Consider the following 18,256-nt stretch of genomic DNA (forward strand, 5'->3'; position numbering starts at 1 on the left):
GGAGAGTGGGCTTTCGTGAGTTCCCTTCGGATTTCTCCTTTTTCACCATTCCAGCTGACGATTACAACTGTTTCTACCATCATCGGGGTAGCCATCCTTACCCTCCCCCGCGTCATCGCTGAAGAGGTGGGAACGCCGGATGTCTGGATCGACGTTATCCTTGGGGGAATCATTACTGCGGTCGCGGCAATGATTTGCCTGCATCTAAGCAACTGCTTTCCGGGTGAGACCTTTTATGTTTACAACGTGCGCATCGTAGGAAAAGTACTGGGGACTCTGATCAGTGTTTTGTACATCTGCAACTTTACGACATTTGGGGCCTTTGAAGCGCGGGTGCAGGCGGAGGTTGTCCGTCACTTCCTATTGGACGAAACCCCTCTGGAGGTAACCATGCTGGCCTTTATACTGGTTGGCTTTTATTTGGTGTCAGGCGGTTTGAATGCGATCATTCGGATCAATGAGTTTTATCTCCCCATCACCCTGTTGATCGTGTTTACGATTCTCTTTCTCAATTGGAAAAACTTTGAGTTTGACAATATACGTCCGTTCCTTGAAAACGGACCGTCAGCCTTACTCCCGGGCATCCTCCCTACCGCCCAGGCCTTCTCAGGTTTTGACGTGATCCTGTTTCTTGTGGCCTATACGCGCAATGCCCAAAAATCAACGCTCCCTATACTGCTCGGCTTTGCACTCGTCACACTCATCTATATGACCATCGTCATCATGGTAATCGGCTCCTTGACGCTTAACGAAGTGATTACCTTGACTTGGCCCACGATGGAATTCGTAAAGCAGATCGAATTTCCAGGAGCTTTCTTTGAACACTTTGAAATCTTTTTTATCACCATCTGGCTGCTAAATATGTTTACAACGTTTTTTATTAATTTGTATTTAGCTTCTTTAGGAATTCACCTTCTCATCGGCTGGAATATCAAGCTCGTCATGTGTTTGCTTCTCCCCGTGATATACGGAATCGCGCTATTGCCAAAAGATCTCAACGGGGCATTGGAACTCGGCAAGAGCATTGGCTTTTTCTCTGTCCTTGTCTCGACCCTCATCCCGCTTTTTTTGCTTCTGATCGCGATAGCCAGAAACCGGCCGAAACACGATCAACCGGTTAATGAGGGGTCGAGACCATGAGCATGATGAAAGCCAGATCTCTGCCAATCTTAGTTACGCTCCTCCTGTGCAGCGCCATCGTTTCCAGCGGTTGCTGGGATCGTCGGGAGATCGAGGACCTGGGGATCGCCATCGGGATGTCCGTTGACCAGGCTATACAGAAGAAGCGGACCTCCGAGGAAGAAAAACAAATCGTTCACAAGCATAAAACGATAATGCCTATCTCCGTTACTTATCAGATCGTAAACCCCAAAATTATTGGGGGAACCTCAAGGGGAAACCCTTCCAACCAAAAGCCTTACATTAACATTACAAGTTCAGGGGATACGGCTTTCCAGGTTGCGAGAGAAACAGCTACTCGCATAGGTCGTCCGCCCTTTTTCATGCACTTGAAAATAATTATTTTGGGTGATCAGGTATCTCGTAAAATTAATCTGGCCCAATTGCTAAACATGAATTTGCGAGATACCGAGATGCGTCGTACCGTTCATCTGACCATAGCGGAGGGAAACGGGAGAGAGATTCTTGAAGCAAAAACCAAAAATGAAGACTTGCCCTCCTTCGAGCTGTTAAGCCTAATCGATAACCTTTCTAAATCCATTCATATCGCCCAGCCTATATCCATTGGGACAGTCTCGGAACAATTATCTGCCGACAGCAGCTTTTGCGTACCAAGGGTGGTTCTGCACCAAAAAGAAATGAAGCTGGCTGGCGCAGCCGTCATAAGCGGAAAAACCGGAAAAATGCTAGGGTGGATCGGCGAAGAGGAAACAACCGGACTCAATTTGGTCCAGGGTACGGGAAAATCAGAAGAGGGCCATAAAGGCGGCATTATTGAAGCAGTCATCAAAGGGAGTAGAGATCCTTTTTCATATGAAATCGGAAAAATCCGCAGCAAGATCATTCCGATCGTAAAAAATGGACAATTGTCTTTCAGAGTAGACATCAAAGTGGAAGGGCGATTGGGAGAAGACTGGGCTCTAAACGAAAACGCTTTTGAAAAAGACTACCTCGATAGAGTAAATGCTGCAGTAAAAACAAGGATTGAACAGATAGTCAACAATACCTTGAAAAAAACACAAAAGGACTTTCGCGTAGATGTAGCCGGCTTTGGAAAACAACTGCACATCCATTATCCGAAGGAGTGGAAGAAGCGAAAGGAAAATTGGGACGAGGTGTTTAGTCGAATACCAGTATCTCTCGACGTAACGGTAAAAACAGAGGAGTTTGCCTTGAAAGGCAAGAAAAAATGATCCCTTTTTCAAAGAGAACGTGCACCAGGGAAGTCTGCTGCACGTTTCTCTTTCGGTATGCTGGTGCAGCCCTTTGTGACCCTGCTGCCCGCTGCTCCGTTCTTCCTCCCGGAAAAGTCATTTGGTAAAAAAGCTTGGACGCGTCATCCCGTTGACCTTGATGGATGCAAGATCGCTTCCACTGCTGCCAAAGTGTTCTGAATATCCTGATCACTGATGTGACGATGTGTTGTAAAACGAACGACCGTTTCGTCAAAGTCGACAGCAAGCACCCCTTTTTCAGCCAGCTTGGCCAAAAATTGTTCGGCAGAAAGACCCGCTTTGTCCGTGTGAACCAAAACTATGTTCGTTTCTACCGGTTCGACATGCAGAGATAGCTTTTGCAAACCTACGGCCAAATCATGCGCTCGCTGATGGTCTTCCGCAAGCCGTGACGTCATTTCCGTCAAGGCGAGTATTCCTGGTGCTGCCATGTAACCGACTTGGCGCATGCCGCCGCCCAGCTTCTTCCTCCACCAACGCGCCTCCTGGATAAACGCCCGGCTCCCTGCCAACACAGACCCTACCGGTGCGCTCAATCCCTTCGACAAGCACACCTGAACACTGTCTGTATACCGGGTAAGCCCGGTCACCTCGCAGCCCAACGCGACAGCAGCATTGAATAATCTGGCGCCATCCAGGTGGACAGGTACGTTGTTACGATTTGCTACTTCGTATACGCTTTTCATCTGTTCAGGGCGGACGACCGCCCCTCCAGCGCGGTTATGTGTATTTTCCATGCAAATCAAACGGGTCCTCGGAAAATGGATATTGACCCCGCGAATTGCTTTGGCTACCTCCTGTGGAGGCAGTGCCCCCCTATCTCCCGCGATCGTCCTGGTTTGCACCCCCGCGAGAGCAGCCATTGCGCCTCCCTCATAGTAAAAAAGGTGGGAGTCTGCCTCCAAAATAACCTCGTCGCCATTTACACAGTGGGTAAGGACTGCCACCTGATTCCCTTGTGTACCGCTCGTGACAAACAGCGCGTCTTCTTTCCCCAATATCTCGGCCGCCACTCTTTCCAGGCGGTTTACAGTCGGGTCTTCTCCATACACATCGTCCCCTGCTTCTGCCTCATACATGGCACGGAGCATCGCATCTGTCGGCTTGGTAACCGTATCGCTGCGCAAATCAATCGGCATCTTTCTTCTCTCCCTTCTCTCTTGCCATTTTAACACTTTCTGCATTGCATCGGGATTTGGCAGTTTGCTAATATGGAGGAGTACGATACCAAAACAAGGGAGACTGACCCATGAAGGTAAAAATTACTCGCAACGCCGCAAAACAATTGAAAGCCATTTTGGACCAAGAAGAGGATAAAGAGTTGAAGCTCCGCGCATACATAACACATGCACACGGTGACCATGCCCATTACGGCTTGGCATTGGATAAACCGACCGACGAAGATACCGTCGTTTCTACCGACAAGGAAATCGACGTAATCGTCAAGAAAGACGAGCCGTTGCTAGACGGCCTTGTTATCGACTACCTGTATACACCACAAGAGGGATACGTGCTTACAAATCCTTCCAAAGGAAATCACGGCGATCATTAATGGCTCCCTTGTCCCCGCTGCGAGTCATCAGCGGGGTTTTCTTGAGAATGAATTGTTTTGGGAAAAAGCTGTTTTTGTAAAAGCTGCTAGGAACCAAAAAAAGAGACATCTTGTCGATGTCTCTTTTTTGTAATGGACTCTATACAATTGTTGCAAAACTCTATTTGGGTCTAGAGCTCTTTTTTGTTCCAGGGCCTTTCCCATCTTTCGGAGTTCTCGTTTTCGCTGCAGGACCTTATTTCGTTACCAAAGTCTCTTGTTCGTTGCAAGCCGTTATTTTCGTTACAAAGCCTTCTTCTTTATTGCAAGACTTTTTTCTTTACAAAGATCTCTTCTCGTACAACTCAGGTGGCACGTCAGCAAAGAGCGGACTCATCCTGTCTTCCTGATGAATCATGAAAAGCCGATGTACGGGTCTGGTCATGGCTACATACAGGAGCTTTGTATCCCACTTATTGTCCAAGTACTCCTCGATATTCAACAAGATGACCACATCAAATTGCAGCCCCTTGGTCAAATAAGCTGGCATTACTACGACACCGCCCGGGAATTGGGTATCCTTGCTTCCCAGCAGCTTCAGTCCTTCGATGGAGGCCTTCAATGACTTGTATGCTTTTTTGCTGGCCTCGGCTGTTTTGGCTACGATCGCGATGGATTGAAAGCCCTCTTGCCGATAATCATTTACAAGCTGGACCAGATTTTTAACCGGCAGTTCTTTCCCGTCCCATGATGCCAACAAAGGCTTTTCCCCATGCCGCAATACCGGTTTGGCCATAATCGTCTCCGGCAGGTTTATCTTTCGCAGTACCTCGTTGGCACATTTCATAATTTCGATTGTGGAACGGTAGCTCTGCGCGAGTGTGTAGTAAACCCCCCGCGGCTGCTGAAAAACTCCCTCCAACAGTTCTTCCCACGATTGCAATCCCCTGTATGCATGGATGCCCTGCGCGATATCTCCCACTACCGTCAAAGAATGTCTCTTTGTCACAAGCCCGATCACCGCAATTTCCAACGCACTGAGATCCTGTGCTTCATCAACGACACTGTGGTCAAAGTGGTCGGCCTGCTCCAATCCTTCGATCAGATGCCGCAGATAGATCAGCGGCGCAACGTCTTCTGGCTCGATCCGCTCCGCTTCGAATATCTCTGCAGACGACCGGCAAATATCCTCGATATCCTCGCCATTGACTTCCCCTTTTGTCAGCTCTTTCAATAAAGCTGTGTCGGTCAACATTTCGCGGTACGACGAGAAGACATCCAGTTCAGGAAAAATGGAAAAGTATTTGTCCAGAAGCTGATCAATCATTTTCTCATATTTAGCCAACGCTTGCTTATCCAGATCAATTCGCTTCTCTCGCAGATGGGCGAACAACTGTTTATTGATGTCCTGCTTAACGTGCTTTCGAACGGCTTCCATTCGCCGACGATATGGCAGATGGGCATATTGTTCGGCAAAAAGCTGACGGATGGTCTCACCCGGAATCGTAAAAACATGTTTGGTTCTGTTGTAGACAAAGCTTAATTTTTTGTAGGCTACCCTGTTTTCCGCTACAAACAGCAAATATTGCTGGAGTACATCCCGGAAAGCGAGCGAGCCCTTGAACCGAAGACGATGCAGCACCGTCCGACGCTCGGCATCGCTCTGTCCTTGTTCAAAGAACAACTGAAGGGGCTTGTGCGGGTCCAGAATCCGCCAGCCTTTTGGAAGGATGGACTTGACCAGCTTGGAAGCCCAATCCAGGAATGTCGCCTGCTGAACGTCATCCACTCCCAATTCGGGAAGAACCTCTGAAATGTACGTAAGGAACAACCGGTTTGGTGCAAAAACCATAAACCTCTTTGACATCATCGAGTCCTGATAATTGTAGATCAAATAGGAGAGCCGGTGCAGCGCAATCGTCGTCTTGCCGCTTCCGGCCACCCCTTGAACGACAACCGGGCGATCCTTGTCTGCTCGAATAATGTCATTCTGCTCCGACTGGATCGTCGCTACGATATCCTTCAATCTGCTGTCGTTCGTCTGATTCAGGTTGGCTGCCAGGAACTCATCGATGTACCCTTCCTGCAAAAATTCATCCGGATGGCCAACTTCGCGATGAATCGTCTCTTTGAGCGCTCCATCGTATATCCCTGTAATCTTCCCGTCCTCAATGGCAAAATTTCGCTTCAGGCGGACTTCGCCTCGCACAATCTCCCTGCCGCTGCGGAAGTACGCATCCTTGCTCTCGCCGCTGTAATATAAACTGGCAATGGGAGCACGCCAGTCAACGACAATTGAATCGAATGTGTCGCTCCGAACGATGCCCCTCTTTCCTATGTATACGCTGTCCAACTCGTATGTCTCGTCTTTCAGGAAGTCCACTCGCCCAAAATACGGCTTTTCCAGTCCTTGGTCCTCAAGGTAGCGAAGCTCTTTTCCTTTTTTGTAGTTGACGACCTGTTTCACATAATCGTCCGTAATCTCTTTAACCTCTTTCCGAAGAGTGTCCACTTCCTTTTGGATAATAGAGCGTGTTTCATCGAGTCTCTTCTGTTCATGCTCGTAGTCCGGGTGCTGTACAGTCATTTATATCCTCCTTTCCAAATTGTCAGGTTCAGCATCGCAAGGAGAAGTCCGGTTTTATTTCCACATGGTTTCCGGGCACGGGCTCTTCTTTGTTTCCTCGTAGCCTTCCAATGCCCTCTTCTTTGATTTGATGTTGCTTCCGGATTGGCTCTCTTTTGTTCTCGTTGACGCCTGCCCGTCTTATCCCGCTATATCTTGCCTGTTTACCACACTTGTCTGCCGATCCAGATCCCTGAACCGCAAGCAAGAAGGCCGGCCAAAACACTGGCGCCTGCATAGAACAGCCCTCTGCCGATCTGCCCATCTCCGATGAAGCTTACCACCTCAAGCGAAAAGGTAGAGAACGTAGTAAATCCCCCCATCAGCCCGGTTGTAAACAGAAGGTACATCTCCAAAGACATCAATCCTTTTTCCTTTCCCCACGCATAGAGCAGTCCGATGAGAAAAGAACCGGAGACATTGGCCAGCCATGTCCCAGCCGGCAATCCGGGTTGGTTCATTGCGAGACCGAGACCATAGCGTAGCAATGAACCGACGGCTCCTCCTACGGCAACAGCCAGCCATGCCATCATGGCAATCCCCCCTTCTCTCCTTTTTTGTATGGAACAAAAAGACATCCAGGCAAAAAGCATGGATGTCTTCTTTTTATGTCAAATGGTGCGTTTTAGTGTTTGGGGTTGTTATCCTCGAGGTCTTCCACGTAGCGGATCGATTCGAGATTGGAGCGAAGCGACATTTTCACAGCATCAATGTATTTTTGCCGCAGTTTTTTCTGTTCCTGTTTTTCCTCTTCAGTCAACCCGGCTTCACGAGATTTTTTGGCCAACTCGTTGATCCGTTTGATTTCCGCGTCTGATACCAAAGCCGTTTCCCCTCGCTTTCAATGAATGCCGCTCTATTATATCACATCTCGGCAACGAAGCAAGGGAAAGCTGCAGCTTGTCAATTCCCGACAGGAATTTGAATCGATTGGCCTGGATAAATAATGGCACTTTCCAGCTTGTTCAATTTTTGAATCGCATATACCATATCGCGAACATCCATTTTCGGGTCACTCTTGTAGGTGACCGCCAGCTCCCACAAGCTGTCTCCCGGTTGGACGACGATTTCCTTTACTGGTTGGATCATTTGAGCTTGTTGTACCGTATGATCCCCAGAAGCGAACACTAGTTCTGTCAAAGTGTAAAAAAAGAGAGTGAAAGCGGCAAAAAACAGAATGGCCTGTCCACGCGTAATGCCAAAACGAGCAGTTTTTCTTTCTTCTTTGGCGAAGCGATTAGATACGGTCATTGTACTCATTATTTCATCCCCCTGCAAACGTACGTTCTATCTTCTTGTTCTCATCATAATGCGAACACTTGTTCATGTCAAGAAAAAAACGAACTTATGTTTGTCGAACGCAGGATCCCATGGTATAATATAGAAAACATGTTCGAGAAGATAGAGGTGTGGTCTATGTCCAAGCTATCCAATAGACAGCAAGCCATCATCGATTTCATCCGCAAAGAAGTAAGGGACAAGGGTTATCCCCCATCTGTCCGTGAAATCGGGGAGGCTGTCGGTCTGGCATCCAGTTCAACTGTTCACGGCCATCTGGCCAGGTTGGAAAAAAAGGGGCTCATCCGCCGCGATCCTACCAAGCCCCGCGCGATTGAGCTGCTGAAAGAAGAGGAGCGCTTTCAAGACGACTTTGACGTATCTGTTGTACGCGTACCGGTGATCGGAAAGGTGACTGCGGGTCAGCCGATCACTGCTGTCGAGCAGGTGGAGGATTACTTCCCACTCCCTGACAGCATCGTGACATCGGACAAGGTGTACATGCTGCGCGTGTCCGGAGACAGTATGATCGAGGCTGGCATCCTGGATGGAGACTACGTGATCGTTCGCCAGCAGAATGTGGCCAATAACGGTGATATCGTCGTCGCCATGACTGAAGAGGACGAGGCAACCGTGAAGCGTTTCTTCAAGGAAAAGAACCATTTCCGGCTGCAGCCTGAAAACGCGACATTGGAGCCGATTATTCTGGATTCTGTAACGATTCTGGGGAAAGTGATTGGCGTGTACCGCTTGATTCACTAGAATAAGAGATTTCGTTGCTTGGATGAGCCATGCCTTATGGCGGACTCTTTGAAAAACGCAATCGACTACGACAAGCTTTCCTTTTCCACCCTGACAGCAAAAAAGGCGTTCGCGATTGCCTCGCGGACGCCTCTTCTTTTCATTTCCTTCGATTCTTTGATCGGTCCTTCTCCTACGAATCCCACTTACAGTGCGACAAAGAACCAGATGATCATCACTACCTGAAGAACAACTTTTACGACCACACTGCCCAAAAAACCGATGAGCGAACCCACTCCCGCTTTAACAGCCCGTTCAAACGGCTGCTTTTGGATCAGCATTTCCACCAGAACGACCAGCACGAACGGCATGATCAGCATGCCAAATGGGGGGAACAAAATCACCCCGAGCAAAATCCCCAGTGCAGCTGCCCACGATGACGCTTTGGAGCCCCCGTACTTCTTGACAAAGTACATGTTGGTGAGTAAATCCGCACCGTAGAGAAGAACACTTAAGACCGCCATTCCCCACCAGAAGGAGGCCGGAAGTCCGGCACCCGGATCAGCAATAAAAAAGTGATACAGCAAGAATCCGCCCCACAATAAAATCGTATCAGGAATGACCGGCAAAAAGATTCCGGCAATACTGAGGATAAACAAGGCCGCTATCACGATCCACAACAAGATCTCCATCCATTGACACTCCCTTCTGTATAGGGTATACGATAAAGTGCGGTTTTCGTTTCCATCGACTCGCTACATTTTGACAGAAACCTGTATATACTCGGTTCTTCTGCGAGTCGTAAAGCCAAACGTCGAATCGGAACATAGATGGTCTCGTCCCTCATTGTTCCCCTGCAGAGTTGCAAATAAAAGAAAGATAATCTGAAAGGACAGAAAATGGCTATGCATTCTCAAACGAAGCGAGATTGGTTTGACCCTTCCTACCTGAAAAAAGGAACCCCTCGGCAGCGGGAAGCCTGGTGTATTTTGCAACTCAAAAATGCAGAGTTTGGCGGCCAATTTATGCAGAACACTGCCAACATCAATACAAAAGAATTTAGGAAGACTTCATGCTGGATAGAGCATGGCGCAGTCGGTAGCTTTCTCCGGTAAACGCCAGAATATGGGCGTGGTGGACGAGGCGATCCACAAGGGCTGCCGTCAATCGCGTATCTCCAAACACCGTATTCCACTGCCCAAACTCCAAATTCGACGTCACAATCACACTGTTTCTCTCATAGCAGGCCGAGATAACATGAAACAACAGCTCAGCCCCCGTTTGGTGAAAGGGAACAAACCCAACCTCGTCCAAAATCAACAACTCACAGTCTGCCAGTTCTTTTTGAAACCGCATCAGTGCCCCATTCGCGTGTTTTTCCTGCAAGAGCGCAACCAGATCGGGAACACGGAAGAATCGAACGGCATATCCCCTTCGGCACGCCTCTACGCCAAGCGCTGTTGCCAGATGGGTCTTCCCCGTGCCCACTTTTCCCAGCATCAGCACATTTTCCTTGCGCTCCAAAAAACGTAGGTCGATCAATCCCTCCTTTGTACATGTTTCCGGTAAGGTGACTGCCTCAAAAGCGTAATCTTCCAGTGTCTTCAGTTGGGGAAACGCGGCTTTCTTTATCAGTCGCTTCAGCTTTGTCTCCTCCCGCCGTTGAATCTCCATCCGCAAGACTCCCAGCAAGAAGCTCTCCCGATCTTCAAACGGCACCTGTTCATAGGTTTCCATCACATGCGCCAAATGCAAAGTTTTGCACACCTTTGCCAGCTCTTCTCTCATTCCACCCTCACCCCCAGGATCCGGTCGTACTCATCCAGTATGGGTATCTGCCCGTGAAGGGCAGGGGGTGTATGCGACTCTGAAAACGGTTCCGGGCGGAAAACAGGGTGTTTTATCGCGTAAAGGGCATGCTCCAAGGCAACAGCCAGATGCTCTTGCTGATGCGACAATTCTCCCAGTACTTGCCCGATTTCCTTCAACGTATAGGTGTCGAGCAATCGATGGAGCAGGCGAATTCGTGCTTTTCGTGCATTCATGTCTTCCACCGTCAAAAACGTTTGGAGCGCCTGAGGCATCATATTGGTAAAGGAAGAATACATCACCGCCCGCGGGCGTTTTTCATATCTCTTCAATACCGCCTTCCAATCTACTGGAATGACTTTCTCCGTATAGGGACGAGGCAATGTCACAATCGGGGTGTATGTCCCGTCTGCCGTTAACACCTCCAGCACATCCCACTTGACTTTCACCAAAACCGGCTGCATGGCCCGACACTGCGGCAACGGGAAGAGAGCCGCGTCAAACGACAGCTCAGCGTATTTGTTCAGGTGGCACGTCTCCAGCCGGAAAATCTCCAGCGGTGTCGTCGGCAGCGTCAGCAGCTTGCATTTTTCTTGCTTCCACAACTCGGCAATGGTTTGCTTTTTCACATAGTGAGGGCGCTGCATATCCGCACGGGCAGCTTCCGCCAAATACGTCTCCAGTTGTTCCGGCGTATCGATAACCGGTGGCGGAACACACCAGTTCCGGCGTCCATACCCCACTTTGTTTTCCACATGGCCTTTCTCATGGCCGCTGTATGGATTGCAAAACAGGGGCTCAAAGCGGTAATGGGCGCAGAAACGCCGAAACGCTTCCGTACACTCTCGTTTTCCGCCTTGCTGGATGGACACAACAGCAGCGGACAAGTTGTCAAACCAAATCTTGCGAGGAACCCCTCCCATTTGCTGAAATAGCCGCCCTAAGGCCTCCAGAAAGCATTCCGTGTTTTCTTTCGGAACCGGGAACACAAAGGCGGCATTGCTGTACGGAAACGACAGGGTCAATACTTTCCGCTCCACCAGTTCTCCCGACTTGACCACGTACACCGTCCCAAAGTCAGCCTGGGCTTCCCCGCCTGGATGCTCCAAACGCTCAAAATGTTCGGCTCGTTCGGCTGCCATGGCTTTCTTCCGTTTGGAGACATATTCGGATACCGTTCGCTGCCCGCCAGGGAAGCCGTACTCATCCCGTAACCGCTGAAACATGCGGACGGCTGTATGGCGTTGCTTGCGTGGAAGACGCTCATCATCCTCCAGCCATGTGTCAATAATCTCTAAGTACGGTCCCAACACCGGATGGCGGCCTTTTCGCTTGCATACCGGTTCATTCCAATCGTCGCGATCCGCATATTTCTTGGCGGTTCGCCAATTCACCTGGACACGTTCCGCAATTTCCTGAATCGAACACCCTTCGACTTCCCGCAAAAATCGGATATACTGTTGTTGTGGCACTTTCAACATTCCTCTCACTCCCTCAGATTCTAGCCAAATCCAAGGGTAGATTTTGTAGGGGGATGTTGGCAAGTGCCTTTTTCATGGCCTCAGAATTGCGGTGGAACTCTGCAGTTTTCCGCCGCAATTCTCTGCACTTTTATCCTGCCATAAACACCTGGGCAGTCCTCGACAGCTTGGGAATCTTTGATGGGCTCAAAGAGTATCAACCGGTTCTGTGCGGAACGATCCCCCTCGATATTGATGTTGAGGACAGCGATCTTGATTTGATCTGTACGACAGCCGACCTGGATCGGTTTGGCCATGTGTTGAAAGAAAAATACGGGCATTTGGACCGTTTCACACAAGACCGCCGAGAAATCCGCAACATCCCTACGGCGACTGCTTCCTTTTGGTATCGCGGTTTTCAATTGGAGTGTTTTGCTCAACCGATTCCTGTCACAGAGCAAAACGCCTACCGGCATATGATGATCGAAGCACGGCTGCTCCAGCTGTCTGGGCAAGAAGCAGCAAAAGAGATTCGGGCTTTGAAAGAACGGGGGCTGAAAACGGAGCCTGCTTTCGCTCTGTATTACGGGATTGTCGGAGATGATCCTTATCAGGCTTTACTTGAATTGGAAAGATATTCGAATGAACAGCTTAAGCAAGTGATGGCAAATAAACCGACCTAAACGCCGGCCGTAAACCGGAAATACGAATAATGGTAAACTCAGACAACTTGTGTGTCCTTATGCGGGCATAAAATTAAGATGACTTCTGGATACTTCGGAAGTCATCTTTTTTGGATTGCTAGATTTGTCGTTTTACCTTTTATTGGTTAGATTTCAGTTGAAGACGGCAAATCATGATTTTTTTTTCTACGACTGACCAATTAACATACAGTAAGCATTTTCGGCCTGTTCCAGGTACACACTTGGATTCGTTCGGAATCGTCTGCGTTTGGTAGCTTCACTCAAACGAGCAGACCAACGCAGGCCTTCATTTTTAAAATCAAGGTAGTTTACAGACTGAAGTCTACTTAACACATTACTCTGGTGAAGTGCGTCATCGACAAATACGACCATTTCACCACTTCGGAGGATATATTCGTTCCAACTTCTCAGACCCGTCATCCGTCGATGCCGGGTCTTCGTCTGGCGGAAGAAACGCTCATGGTCGTTGTTCGTTCGTGGGACATGCGGATGGTCGTAACACGTAAACAGGCCTTTCCAAAACCCTCGGGAGTAGCTTTTCAGATTTGCAACCATTGGCAAGTCGTCTTTGCTGGTGTACGTCTGTTCAACCCAATCTAACAGATGCTGCATATGAAATCGAACCGTTTCACTTCGTTTATCTATGCTTGGATTCAAGATCCCGGCAACGTGGTGAATCGGTTTGGACCAGCGCATCACGGTAGCATATTGCTCTTCAAAATCATCCAATTTATCGAAAATTCTGATTAGGTTTTTGAGCAGAGAGGGCCCCTTTTTTACTCAGGCATCGTTCGAGGGAAGCCTGAATGGCTCTAGCATTTTCATAAACACGTATGCCCGGTAGATCGAGTGGGGGATTGCCGTCTTCGAGGAGCACAGAACGAATGGCCGCCACGTAATCTTTTGCCACCTCTGCTTCTGTAGAGGCATCGTTTTCGATTCGCTTCTCGACTTCGCGAATACCACGGAGGCTCTTCTTGATTCCTGTCTTGAGCTTGCGGTCTAAATCGACAACAGGCTTTGCAATGTCCTTTAGATAGTGGTATTGGCAGTATTGGTACGGCACGTCCGGCAGTAACGATTCCATGGCCATTCGGATGGATTGTTGACCATCCGTAACGATCCCGATGATGGGAAATCCCAGTTCGATAACAGGCAGGATGAGTTTCTTAAGTTCTTCTGCGGAGCTACTCTTTAGATTTTGTGCAGACAGGATCGTTCCGCTGAATACTTCTCGTATGACATAGAGCGTCTCATTGCCTTTCTCGGGCTGAACACCGTCCATGGAAATCATGATACCGCCACGGTCCTGAACAACTTGCTTGAGTGCTTGCTTGACGTGATCCGTCACGCTAGCGCGGAGCAAGGTAAGATAACGTTCGTACAACCGCTGAGAATTGCGTTCTGACGTGGTTACCCCGCGCTGATTCAACGTTTCCGTAATTTCGCCGATTGTCATATGTTGCTTAAACCGAAGCTGACCAACCAACGCTAGCACGTCAAAACCGTAGGAAGTGTGTTTCATGCTGAGAAGCTCAGCTTCAGCGGATTTGTAATAGGTTCTGGGGTATGAGCAATCTGCGTTGCTGCAAGCATAAGCCATACTCCAAGCTTGGATAACACCGGCAAGTGTGATGACATTCTTTTTCCATGCGGTATGATGTCGCCTGAGTTTCGTGCCACAGTGCGGGCAATGCTGTATCTCTGGCCGAAAGTATATTTTCTTTTCAGGAATGACACGATTCTTGGGTAAAGGCATGAGAAGACCTCCGTCAAATAGGCTAATGACTAACTTCGACAGAGGTCTTGGAAATCCTTGTTAGTTAATTGGTCAGTCGTAGTTTTTTTAAGAGACTGATATAAAATGTACACGAATCCAACATAAATGGGAAGCCAAACGGGTTCAAAGAATCCTGGAACTCGATAATCAGTAATTACAATTTTGTTTGGCCCAAAATCCAATTGTTGAATTAGATCTGAGATCATAAAAATAAAAACCCAAATCATCATCATTGTCGACAACACAATGGAAATCGCAATTTTTTTAATAATATCACCTCGTTATTATCAATAATCATTTCTTAAACGGACTTCAGAAAAGAAATGATCATTTTTGTAAAAACCCGAGTTAGTGTGCATACGCTGGATTAAGTCCGCATTTCATTAAACCCAACCATCAAATAATATGTTAATAATTTTTTATTTAACCATTAATATACACATCTGTAAACATATTTTAGGTATTTTGTTCTAAATTTTACATTGTAAAGGGGGTTAATCTTTATTAGCAGCATCCCATCCAACTTTAGTCAAATAAATTCATAAAAAAAGCCTTAAAGTTAATAGGAAAGCAAGTTTCCCATCTACTTTAAGGCGTATCTAACTTATAAAGCTGAAACCTAGTTAAAATTAAACTAAACAAGTTTTGTTTCTTTTTAGGGTCCAAAGAAATACAAGTACTCTTTCCCCTAAATATTAATACGTATTCATATACTGCTCGCGCTCCCACTCCGTTACACGGGTGCGGAACATATCCCACTCGATTTCCTTCGCGTCAACGAAGTGCATCAGTGCGTGTTCGCCAAGCGCTTCGCAGATGACCGGATCGGCCTTCAGGCATTCGATCGCGTCCTTCAAGGTAGCCGGCAAGCTGGCGATGCCCGCTGCTTCACGCTCAGCCTCGTTCATGATGTAGATATTGCGATCGACAGCCGGCGGCAGCTCAAGCTTGTTCTTGATTCCGTCAAGACCTGCTTTCAGCATCACGGCGAGAGCCAGATATGGGTTGGCGGCAGGGTCCGGGTTGCGAACCTCAATCCGGGTGCTCATACCGCGAGATGCCGGAATCCGTACAAGCGGAGAGCGGTTTTTCGCCGACCATGCTACATAGCAAGGAGCTTCATAGCCCGGTACGAGGCGCTTGTAGGAGTTCACCAGCGGATTGGTGATGGCGGCAAAACCGCGGGCGTGCTTCAGAATACCGGCCAAGTATTGCTTCGCCGTTTTGCTCAGGCCGAGGGTATCCTTGTCGTCAAAAAATGCGTTTTTCTCCCCGATGAAGAGAGACTGGTGGGTGTGCATGCCGGAGCCGGCGACACCATACATCGGCTTGGGCATGAACGTTGCGTGCAATCCGTGCTTGCGTGCGATCGTTTTCACCACCAGTTTAAACGTGAGAATCTGGTCCGCAGCTTGGATGGCATCTGCGTATTTGAAGTCGACTTCGTGTTGGCCAGGCGCAGTTTCGTGATGGGATGCTTCCACCTCAAATCCCATTCTCTCCAGCGTGAGAACGATGTCACGGCGGCAGTTTTCACCCAGATCGAGCGGAGCGAAATCAAAGTATCCGCCCTGGTCGTTCAAATCCAAGGTCGGCTCGCCTTTGTCATCCATCTTGAACAGGAAGAACTCCGGCTCCGGTCCGACGTTGAAGTTCGTGTAGCCCATCTCTTCGGCTTCTTTCAGCGCCCGTTTCAAGATGTAGCGAGGGTCCCCTTCAAACGGAGTTCCATCTGGATTGTAAATGTCACAGATCAGGCGAGCGACATTTCCATGCTCATTCCCCCACGGGAAAATGACCCATGTATCGAGATCCGGCACCAGATACATGTCGGATTCCTCGATGCGGACAAAGCCTTCGATCGAAGAACCGTCGAACATCATCTTGTTGTCCAGAGCTTTGGGCAATTGGGAGATCGGAATCTCGACGTTTTTAATGATCCCCATCAGATCAGTGAACTGCAGGCGAATGTAGTTTACATTCTCTTCTTTGGCCAAACGAAAGATGTCTTCTTTGGTGTACTTGCTCACGTTTCTCTCCTCCTATAGTCGTATGCATGTATCAGTGGAAGAAGCGGGAAAGCTCTCCACGTATCAACGCATGCTCGCTTGGGCGATTTGCGTTGCTGAAAAATATTTGTTGTTTGAGGAGCTGATGAAGCTCTTGCTCGGTAAGTTCCTTCCGCTTGGCCTCCGAACTGACGGTAATTTCCGTCTGCTCCGGAACAGGGTCTTGCAGCTGAAGCACCTGTTTGATTCCGGCAATGTTCAGTCCTTTTTCAATCAAGGCCTTCACTTCCAGCAAGCGGTCGACATCATTAAAAGAAAAAAGCCGCTGCTTTCCTTCTGTACGTGCAGGCTGTATCAGTCCGTTCTGCTCATAGTAACGGATCTGCCGCGCAGTCAGATCAGTCAGCTTCATGACGATACCAATGGGAAACAGCGCCATGTTTCGACGAAGGTCATCACTCATGACTTGTCCCTCCTTTGAAATCATTCCTTGCTTGCTATTGTATGATTCAAAAGCAACTCTGTCAACGGATGTCAGAAAAGATTACACAAAAAAGTAATAAAAAAGCGACAAGCCGCTGTTTGTGCTTATCGCCTCATAAACAACTCCGATTGATCTTTGCTAGTCTCTTCCGGGAATATCGAGCAAGCCCTTTTCCAGCAGGCCGTCAAGCGCTGTCAGGATGCCCACCTTCACATGGGAGTACGTAAGTCCGCCCTGCACAAACCCGAGGTAAGGGGGACGAATCGGTCCGTCTGCAGAAAACTCGATACTGGCTCCCTGAATAAACGTCCCGGCCGCCATAATGACCGGATCGGCATAGCCCGGCATCTCACTGGGGTAAGGCGTAACATGGGAATCGACAGGCGCTGCCTTCTGGATTCCCTGACAGAAAGCAATCAGCCGTTCGGCACTCCCAAACTCGACAGACTGGATCAAATCCGTACGAGGATCGTTCCATAGCGGGTTCGTCCGAAAGCCCAGGCGCTCAAGCAAAGCCGAGGAAAAGACCGCGCCCTTCAACGCCTCGCCTACCACGTGCGGCGCGAGGAAGAAGCCTTGGAACATTTCCAGCAGGGAGTACAGCGATGCCCCTCCTTCGGCTCCAATCCCGGGGGCCGCCATGCGGTAGGAAGCTCTCTTGACCAATTCCTTCTTGCCGACGATATAGCCGCCGGTTTTGACCAAGCCGCCTCCGGGGTTCTTGATCAGCGAGCCTGCCATGATGTCTGCTCCGACCTGGAGCGGCTCCAGCTCCTCCGTGAATTCCCCATAGCAATTGTCCACGAAGACGATCAGTTCGGGATTGATCTCTTTGACAAACTGAATCATCTCTTTCAGCTTGGCAATCGTAAAGGACGGACGGTCTGCGTAGCCGCGAGATCTCTGGATACCGATTACCTTTGTTTTCGGAGTGATGGCTGCCGCTACTGCGGGAAAGTCGATCTCTCCGGTAGGAGCAAGCGGCACATACTGGTACCCGATGCCGTACTCCCTTAGCGAGCCTTGCCCCTCTCCGCGGACGCCCACCACTTCCTCCAGCGTATCGTATGGCTTTCCGGTAATGTAAAGAAGGTCGTCACCGGGGCGCAGCAAACCAAAAAGAGAAATAGCGATCGCATGTGTCCCAGAAATGATATGAGGGCGTACAAGCGCATCCTCTCCACCGAACACATCCGCATAAATCGACTCCAGCGCCGCCCGACCGGAATCATCGTATCCATACCCGGTCGAGGGCGCAAAATGAAATTCATTCACTTCATGCTTTTGAAAGGAACGCAGCACTTTCAACTGATTATAGTCGACCAGGGCAGCGATCTCTTGATGCCGCCCTGTGATCATTTGTTCTACTTCTTCTACGATGGGGCGCAGACGCTCCCCGTGGGCAAATAAGGAAAACATG

The 18,256-nt window shown here is 48.9% G+C and carries 18 protein-coding genes; 5 read left to right on the forward strand and 13 right to left on the reverse strand.

Annotated elements, in window-relative coordinates:
* Nucleotides 1–15: 15 nt before the first annotated feature.
* Both NST96_RS15325 and NST96_RS15330 read left to right on the forward strand, forming a co-directional pair.
* Nucleotides 16–1,140: a GerAB/ArcD/ProY family transporter gene (locus NST96_RS15325; protein ID WP_051925541.1), complete on the forward strand. Its 1,125-nt coding sequence runs from the start codon at nt 16–18 to the stop codon at nt 1,138–1,140.
* Entirely contained in the window at nt 1,137–2,372 is a 1,236-nt protein-coding gene (locus NST96_RS15330) for a Ger(x)C family spore germination protein (protein ID WP_327970479.1), read from the forward strand. The genes NST96_RS15325 and NST96_RS15330 overlap by 4 nt, the downstream gene beginning before the upstream one ends.
* A gap of 143 nt (nt 2,373–2,515) precedes the next feature.
* On the opposite strand, the gene ltaE is transcribed toward NST96_RS15330, so the two are convergent.
* Complete coding sequence (ltaE, locus tag NST96_RS15335) at nt 2,516–3,553, reverse strand: low-specificity L-threonine aldolase (RefSeq protein WP_003385729.1); 1,038 nt, start codon at nt 3,551–3,553, stop codon at nt 2,516–2,518.
* 110 nt (nt 3,554–3,663) lie between these two features.
* Between ltaE and NST96_RS15340 the strand changes: the two genes are divergently transcribed.
* Nucleotides 3,664–3,966, forward strand: a complete 303-nt coding sequence (locus NST96_RS15340) for an iron-sulfur cluster biosynthesis family protein (RefSeq protein ID WP_003385730.1) — start codon at nt 3,664–3,666, stop codon at nt 3,964–3,966.
* A 319-nt stretch (nt 3,967–4,285) separates the two neighbouring features.
* On the opposite strand, the gene NST96_RS15345 is transcribed toward NST96_RS15340, so the two are convergent.
* The 4 genes from NST96_RS15345 to NST96_RS15360 all read right to left on the reverse strand — a co-directional run bounded on the left by NST96_RS15345 (nt 4,286) and on the right by NST96_RS15360 (nt 7,831).
* Nucleotides 4,286–6,532: a UvrD-helicase domain-containing protein gene (locus tag NST96_RS15345; RefSeq protein WP_327955575.1), complete on the reverse strand. Its 2,247-nt coding sequence runs from the start codon at nt 6,530–6,532 to the stop codon at nt 4,286–4,288.
* A 203-nt stretch (nt 6,533–6,735) separates the two neighbouring features.
* Nucleotides 6,736–7,104: a fluoride efflux transporter CrcB gene (gene crcB, locus NST96_RS15350; RefSeq protein WP_003385733.1), complete on the reverse strand. Its 369-nt coding sequence runs from the start codon at nt 7,102–7,104 to the stop codon at nt 6,736–6,738.
* 92 nt (nt 7,105–7,196) lie between these two features.
* A complete protein-coding gene (locus NST96_RS15355; RefSeq protein WP_003385734.1) occupies nt 7,197–7,394 on the reverse strand; it encodes a DUF896 domain-containing protein in 198 nt (65 codons plus the stop codon).
* Between the two features lie 80 nt (nt 7,395–7,474).
* Nucleotides 7,475–7,831 (reverse strand): LysM peptidoglycan-binding domain-containing protein, encoded by a 357-nt coding sequence (locus tag NST96_RS15360; RefSeq protein WP_003385735.1) that lies wholly within the window; start codon nt 7,829–7,831, stop codon nt 7,475–7,477.
* A gap of 156 nt (nt 7,832–7,987) precedes the next feature.
* Here NST96_RS15360 and lexA point away from each other — a divergent pair, with 156 nt between their 5' ends.
* Complete coding sequence (lexA, locus tag NST96_RS15365) at nt 7,988–8,611, forward strand: transcriptional repressor LexA (protein ID WP_003385736.1); 624 nt, start codon at nt 7,988–7,990, stop codon at nt 8,609–8,611.
* Between the two features lie 185 nt (nt 8,612–8,796).
* On the opposite strand, the gene NST96_RS15370 is transcribed toward lexA, so the two are convergent.
* The 3 genes from NST96_RS15370 to istA all read right to left on the reverse strand — a co-directional run bounded on the left by NST96_RS15370 (nt 8,797) and on the right by istA (nt 11,880).
* Nucleotides 8,797–9,282, reverse strand: coding sequence for a DUF456 family protein (locus tag NST96_RS15370; RefSeq protein WP_003385737.1), 486 nt, complete (start codon nt 9,280–9,282; stop codon nt 8,797–8,799).
* A gap of 367 nt (nt 9,283–9,649) precedes the next feature.
* On the reverse strand, nt 9,650–10,378 hold the full coding sequence (istB, locus tag NST96_RS15375) for an IS21-like element helper ATPase IstB (RefSeq protein ID WP_023555238.1): 729 nt from the start codon (nt 10,376–10,378) through the stop codon (nt 9,650–9,652).
* Nucleotides 10,375–11,880, reverse strand: coding sequence for an IS21 family transposase (istA, locus tag NST96_RS15380; protein WP_023555239.1), 1,506 nt, complete (start codon nt 11,878–11,880; stop codon nt 10,375–10,377). Before istA ends, istB begins: the two co-directional genes overlap by 4 nt.
* A gap of 74 nt (nt 11,881–11,954) precedes the next feature.
* Between istA and NST96_RS15385 the strand changes: the two genes are divergently transcribed.
* Entirely contained in the window at nt 11,955–12,542 is a 588-nt protein-coding gene (locus tag NST96_RS15385) for a DUF4269 domain-containing protein (protein WP_342404164.1), read from the forward strand.
* A gap of 186 nt (nt 12,543–12,728) precedes the next feature.
* Here the strand turns inward: NST96_RS15385 and NST96_RS15390 are convergent, their stop codons facing one another.
* The 5 genes from NST96_RS15390 to NST96_RS15410 all read right to left on the reverse strand — a co-directional run bounded on the left by NST96_RS15390 (nt 12,729) and on the right by NST96_RS15410 (nt 18,255).
* Nucleotides 12,729–13,292 (reverse strand): hypothetical protein, encoded by a 564-nt coding sequence (locus NST96_RS15390; RefSeq protein WP_342404165.1) that lies wholly within the window; start codon nt 13,290–13,292, stop codon nt 12,729–12,731.
* Between the two features lies 1 nt (nt 13,293).
* A complete protein-coding gene (locus NST96_RS15395; protein ID WP_251873633.1) occupies nt 13,294–14,088 on the reverse strand; it encodes a transposase in 795 nt (264 codons plus the stop codon).
* A gap of 950 nt (nt 14,089–15,038) precedes the next feature.
* On the reverse strand, nt 15,039–16,373 hold the full coding sequence (gene glnA, locus NST96_RS15400) for a type I glutamate--ammonia ligase (protein ID WP_003385739.1): 1,335 nt from the start codon (nt 16,371–16,373) through the stop codon (nt 15,039–15,041).
* A gap of 31 nt (nt 16,374–16,404) precedes the next feature.
* On the reverse strand, nt 16,405–16,815 hold the full coding sequence (locus NST96_RS15405; protein WP_003385740.1) for a MerR family transcriptional regulator: 411 nt from the start codon (nt 16,813–16,815) through the stop codon (nt 16,405–16,407).
* A 159-nt stretch (nt 16,816–16,974) separates the two neighbouring features.
* Nucleotides 16,975–18,255, reverse strand: a complete 1,281-nt coding sequence (locus tag NST96_RS15410; protein WP_003385741.1) for a methionine gamma-lyase family protein — start codon at nt 18,253–18,255, stop codon at nt 16,975–16,977.
* Nucleotide 18,256: the final 1 nt, after the last annotated feature.

This window comes from Brevibacillus sp. FSL K6-2834, from assembly GCF_038592925.1.
Classification (GTDB): domain Bacteria; phylum Bacillota; class Bacilli; order Brevibacillales; family Brevibacillaceae; genus Brevibacillus; species Brevibacillus borstelensis.

Excerpts from the sequence above, each read along its gene's own strand:
- NST96_RS15330 (WP_327970479.1), top strand. The coding sequence starts at position 1,137 with ATGAGCATGATGAAAGCCAGATCTCTGCCAATCTTAGTTACGCTCCTC.
- ltaE (WP_003385729.1), bottom strand. The coding sequence starts at position 3,553 with ATGCCGATTGATTTGCGCAGCGATACGGTTACCAAGCCGACAGATGCG.
- NST96_RS15340 (WP_003385730.1), top strand. The coding sequence starts at position 3,664 with ATGAAGGTAAAAATTACTCGCAACGCCGCAAAACAATTGAAAGCCATT.
- NST96_RS15345 (WP_327955575.1), bottom strand. The coding sequence starts at position 6,532 with ATGACTGTACAGCACCCGGACTACGAGCATGAACAGAAGAGACTCGAT.
- crcB (WP_003385733.1), bottom strand. The coding sequence starts at position 7,104 with ATGATGGCATGGCTGGCTGTTGCCGTAGGAGGAGCCGTCGGTTCATTG.
- NST96_RS15360 (WP_003385735.1), bottom strand. The coding sequence starts at position 7,831 with ATGAGTACAATGACCGTATCTAATCGCTTCGCCAAAGAAGAAAGAAAA.
- lexA (WP_003385736.1), top strand. The coding sequence starts at position 7,988 with ATGTCCAAGCTATCCAATAGACAGCAAGCCATCATCGATTTCATCCGC.
- NST96_RS15370 (WP_003385737.1), bottom strand. The coding sequence starts at position 9,282 with ATGGAGATCTTGTTGTGGATCGTGATAGCGGCCTTGTTTATCCTCAGT.
- istB (WP_023555238.1), bottom strand. The coding sequence starts at position 10,378 with ATGAGAGAAGAGCTGGCAAAGGTGTGCAAAACTTTGCATTTGGCGCAT.
- istA (WP_023555239.1), bottom strand. The coding sequence starts at position 11,880 with ATGTTGAAAGTGCCACAACAACAGTATATCCGATTTTTGCGGGAAGTC.
- NST96_RS15385 (WP_342404164.1), top strand. The coding sequence starts at position 11,955 with ATGGCCTCAGAATTGCGGTGGAACTCTGCAGTTTTCCGCCGCAATTCT.
- NST96_RS15395 (WP_251873633.1), bottom strand. The coding sequence starts at position 14,088 with ATGAAACACACTTCCTACGGTTTTGACGTGCTAGCGTTGGTTGGTCAG.
- NST96_RS15405 (WP_003385740.1), bottom strand. The coding sequence starts at position 16,815 with ATGAGTGATGACCTTCGTCGAAACATGGCGCTGTTTCCCATTGGTATC.
- NST96_RS15410 (WP_003385741.1), bottom strand. The coding sequence starts at position 18,255 with ATGTTTTCCTTATTTGCCCACGGGGAGCGTCTGCGCCCCATCGTAGAA.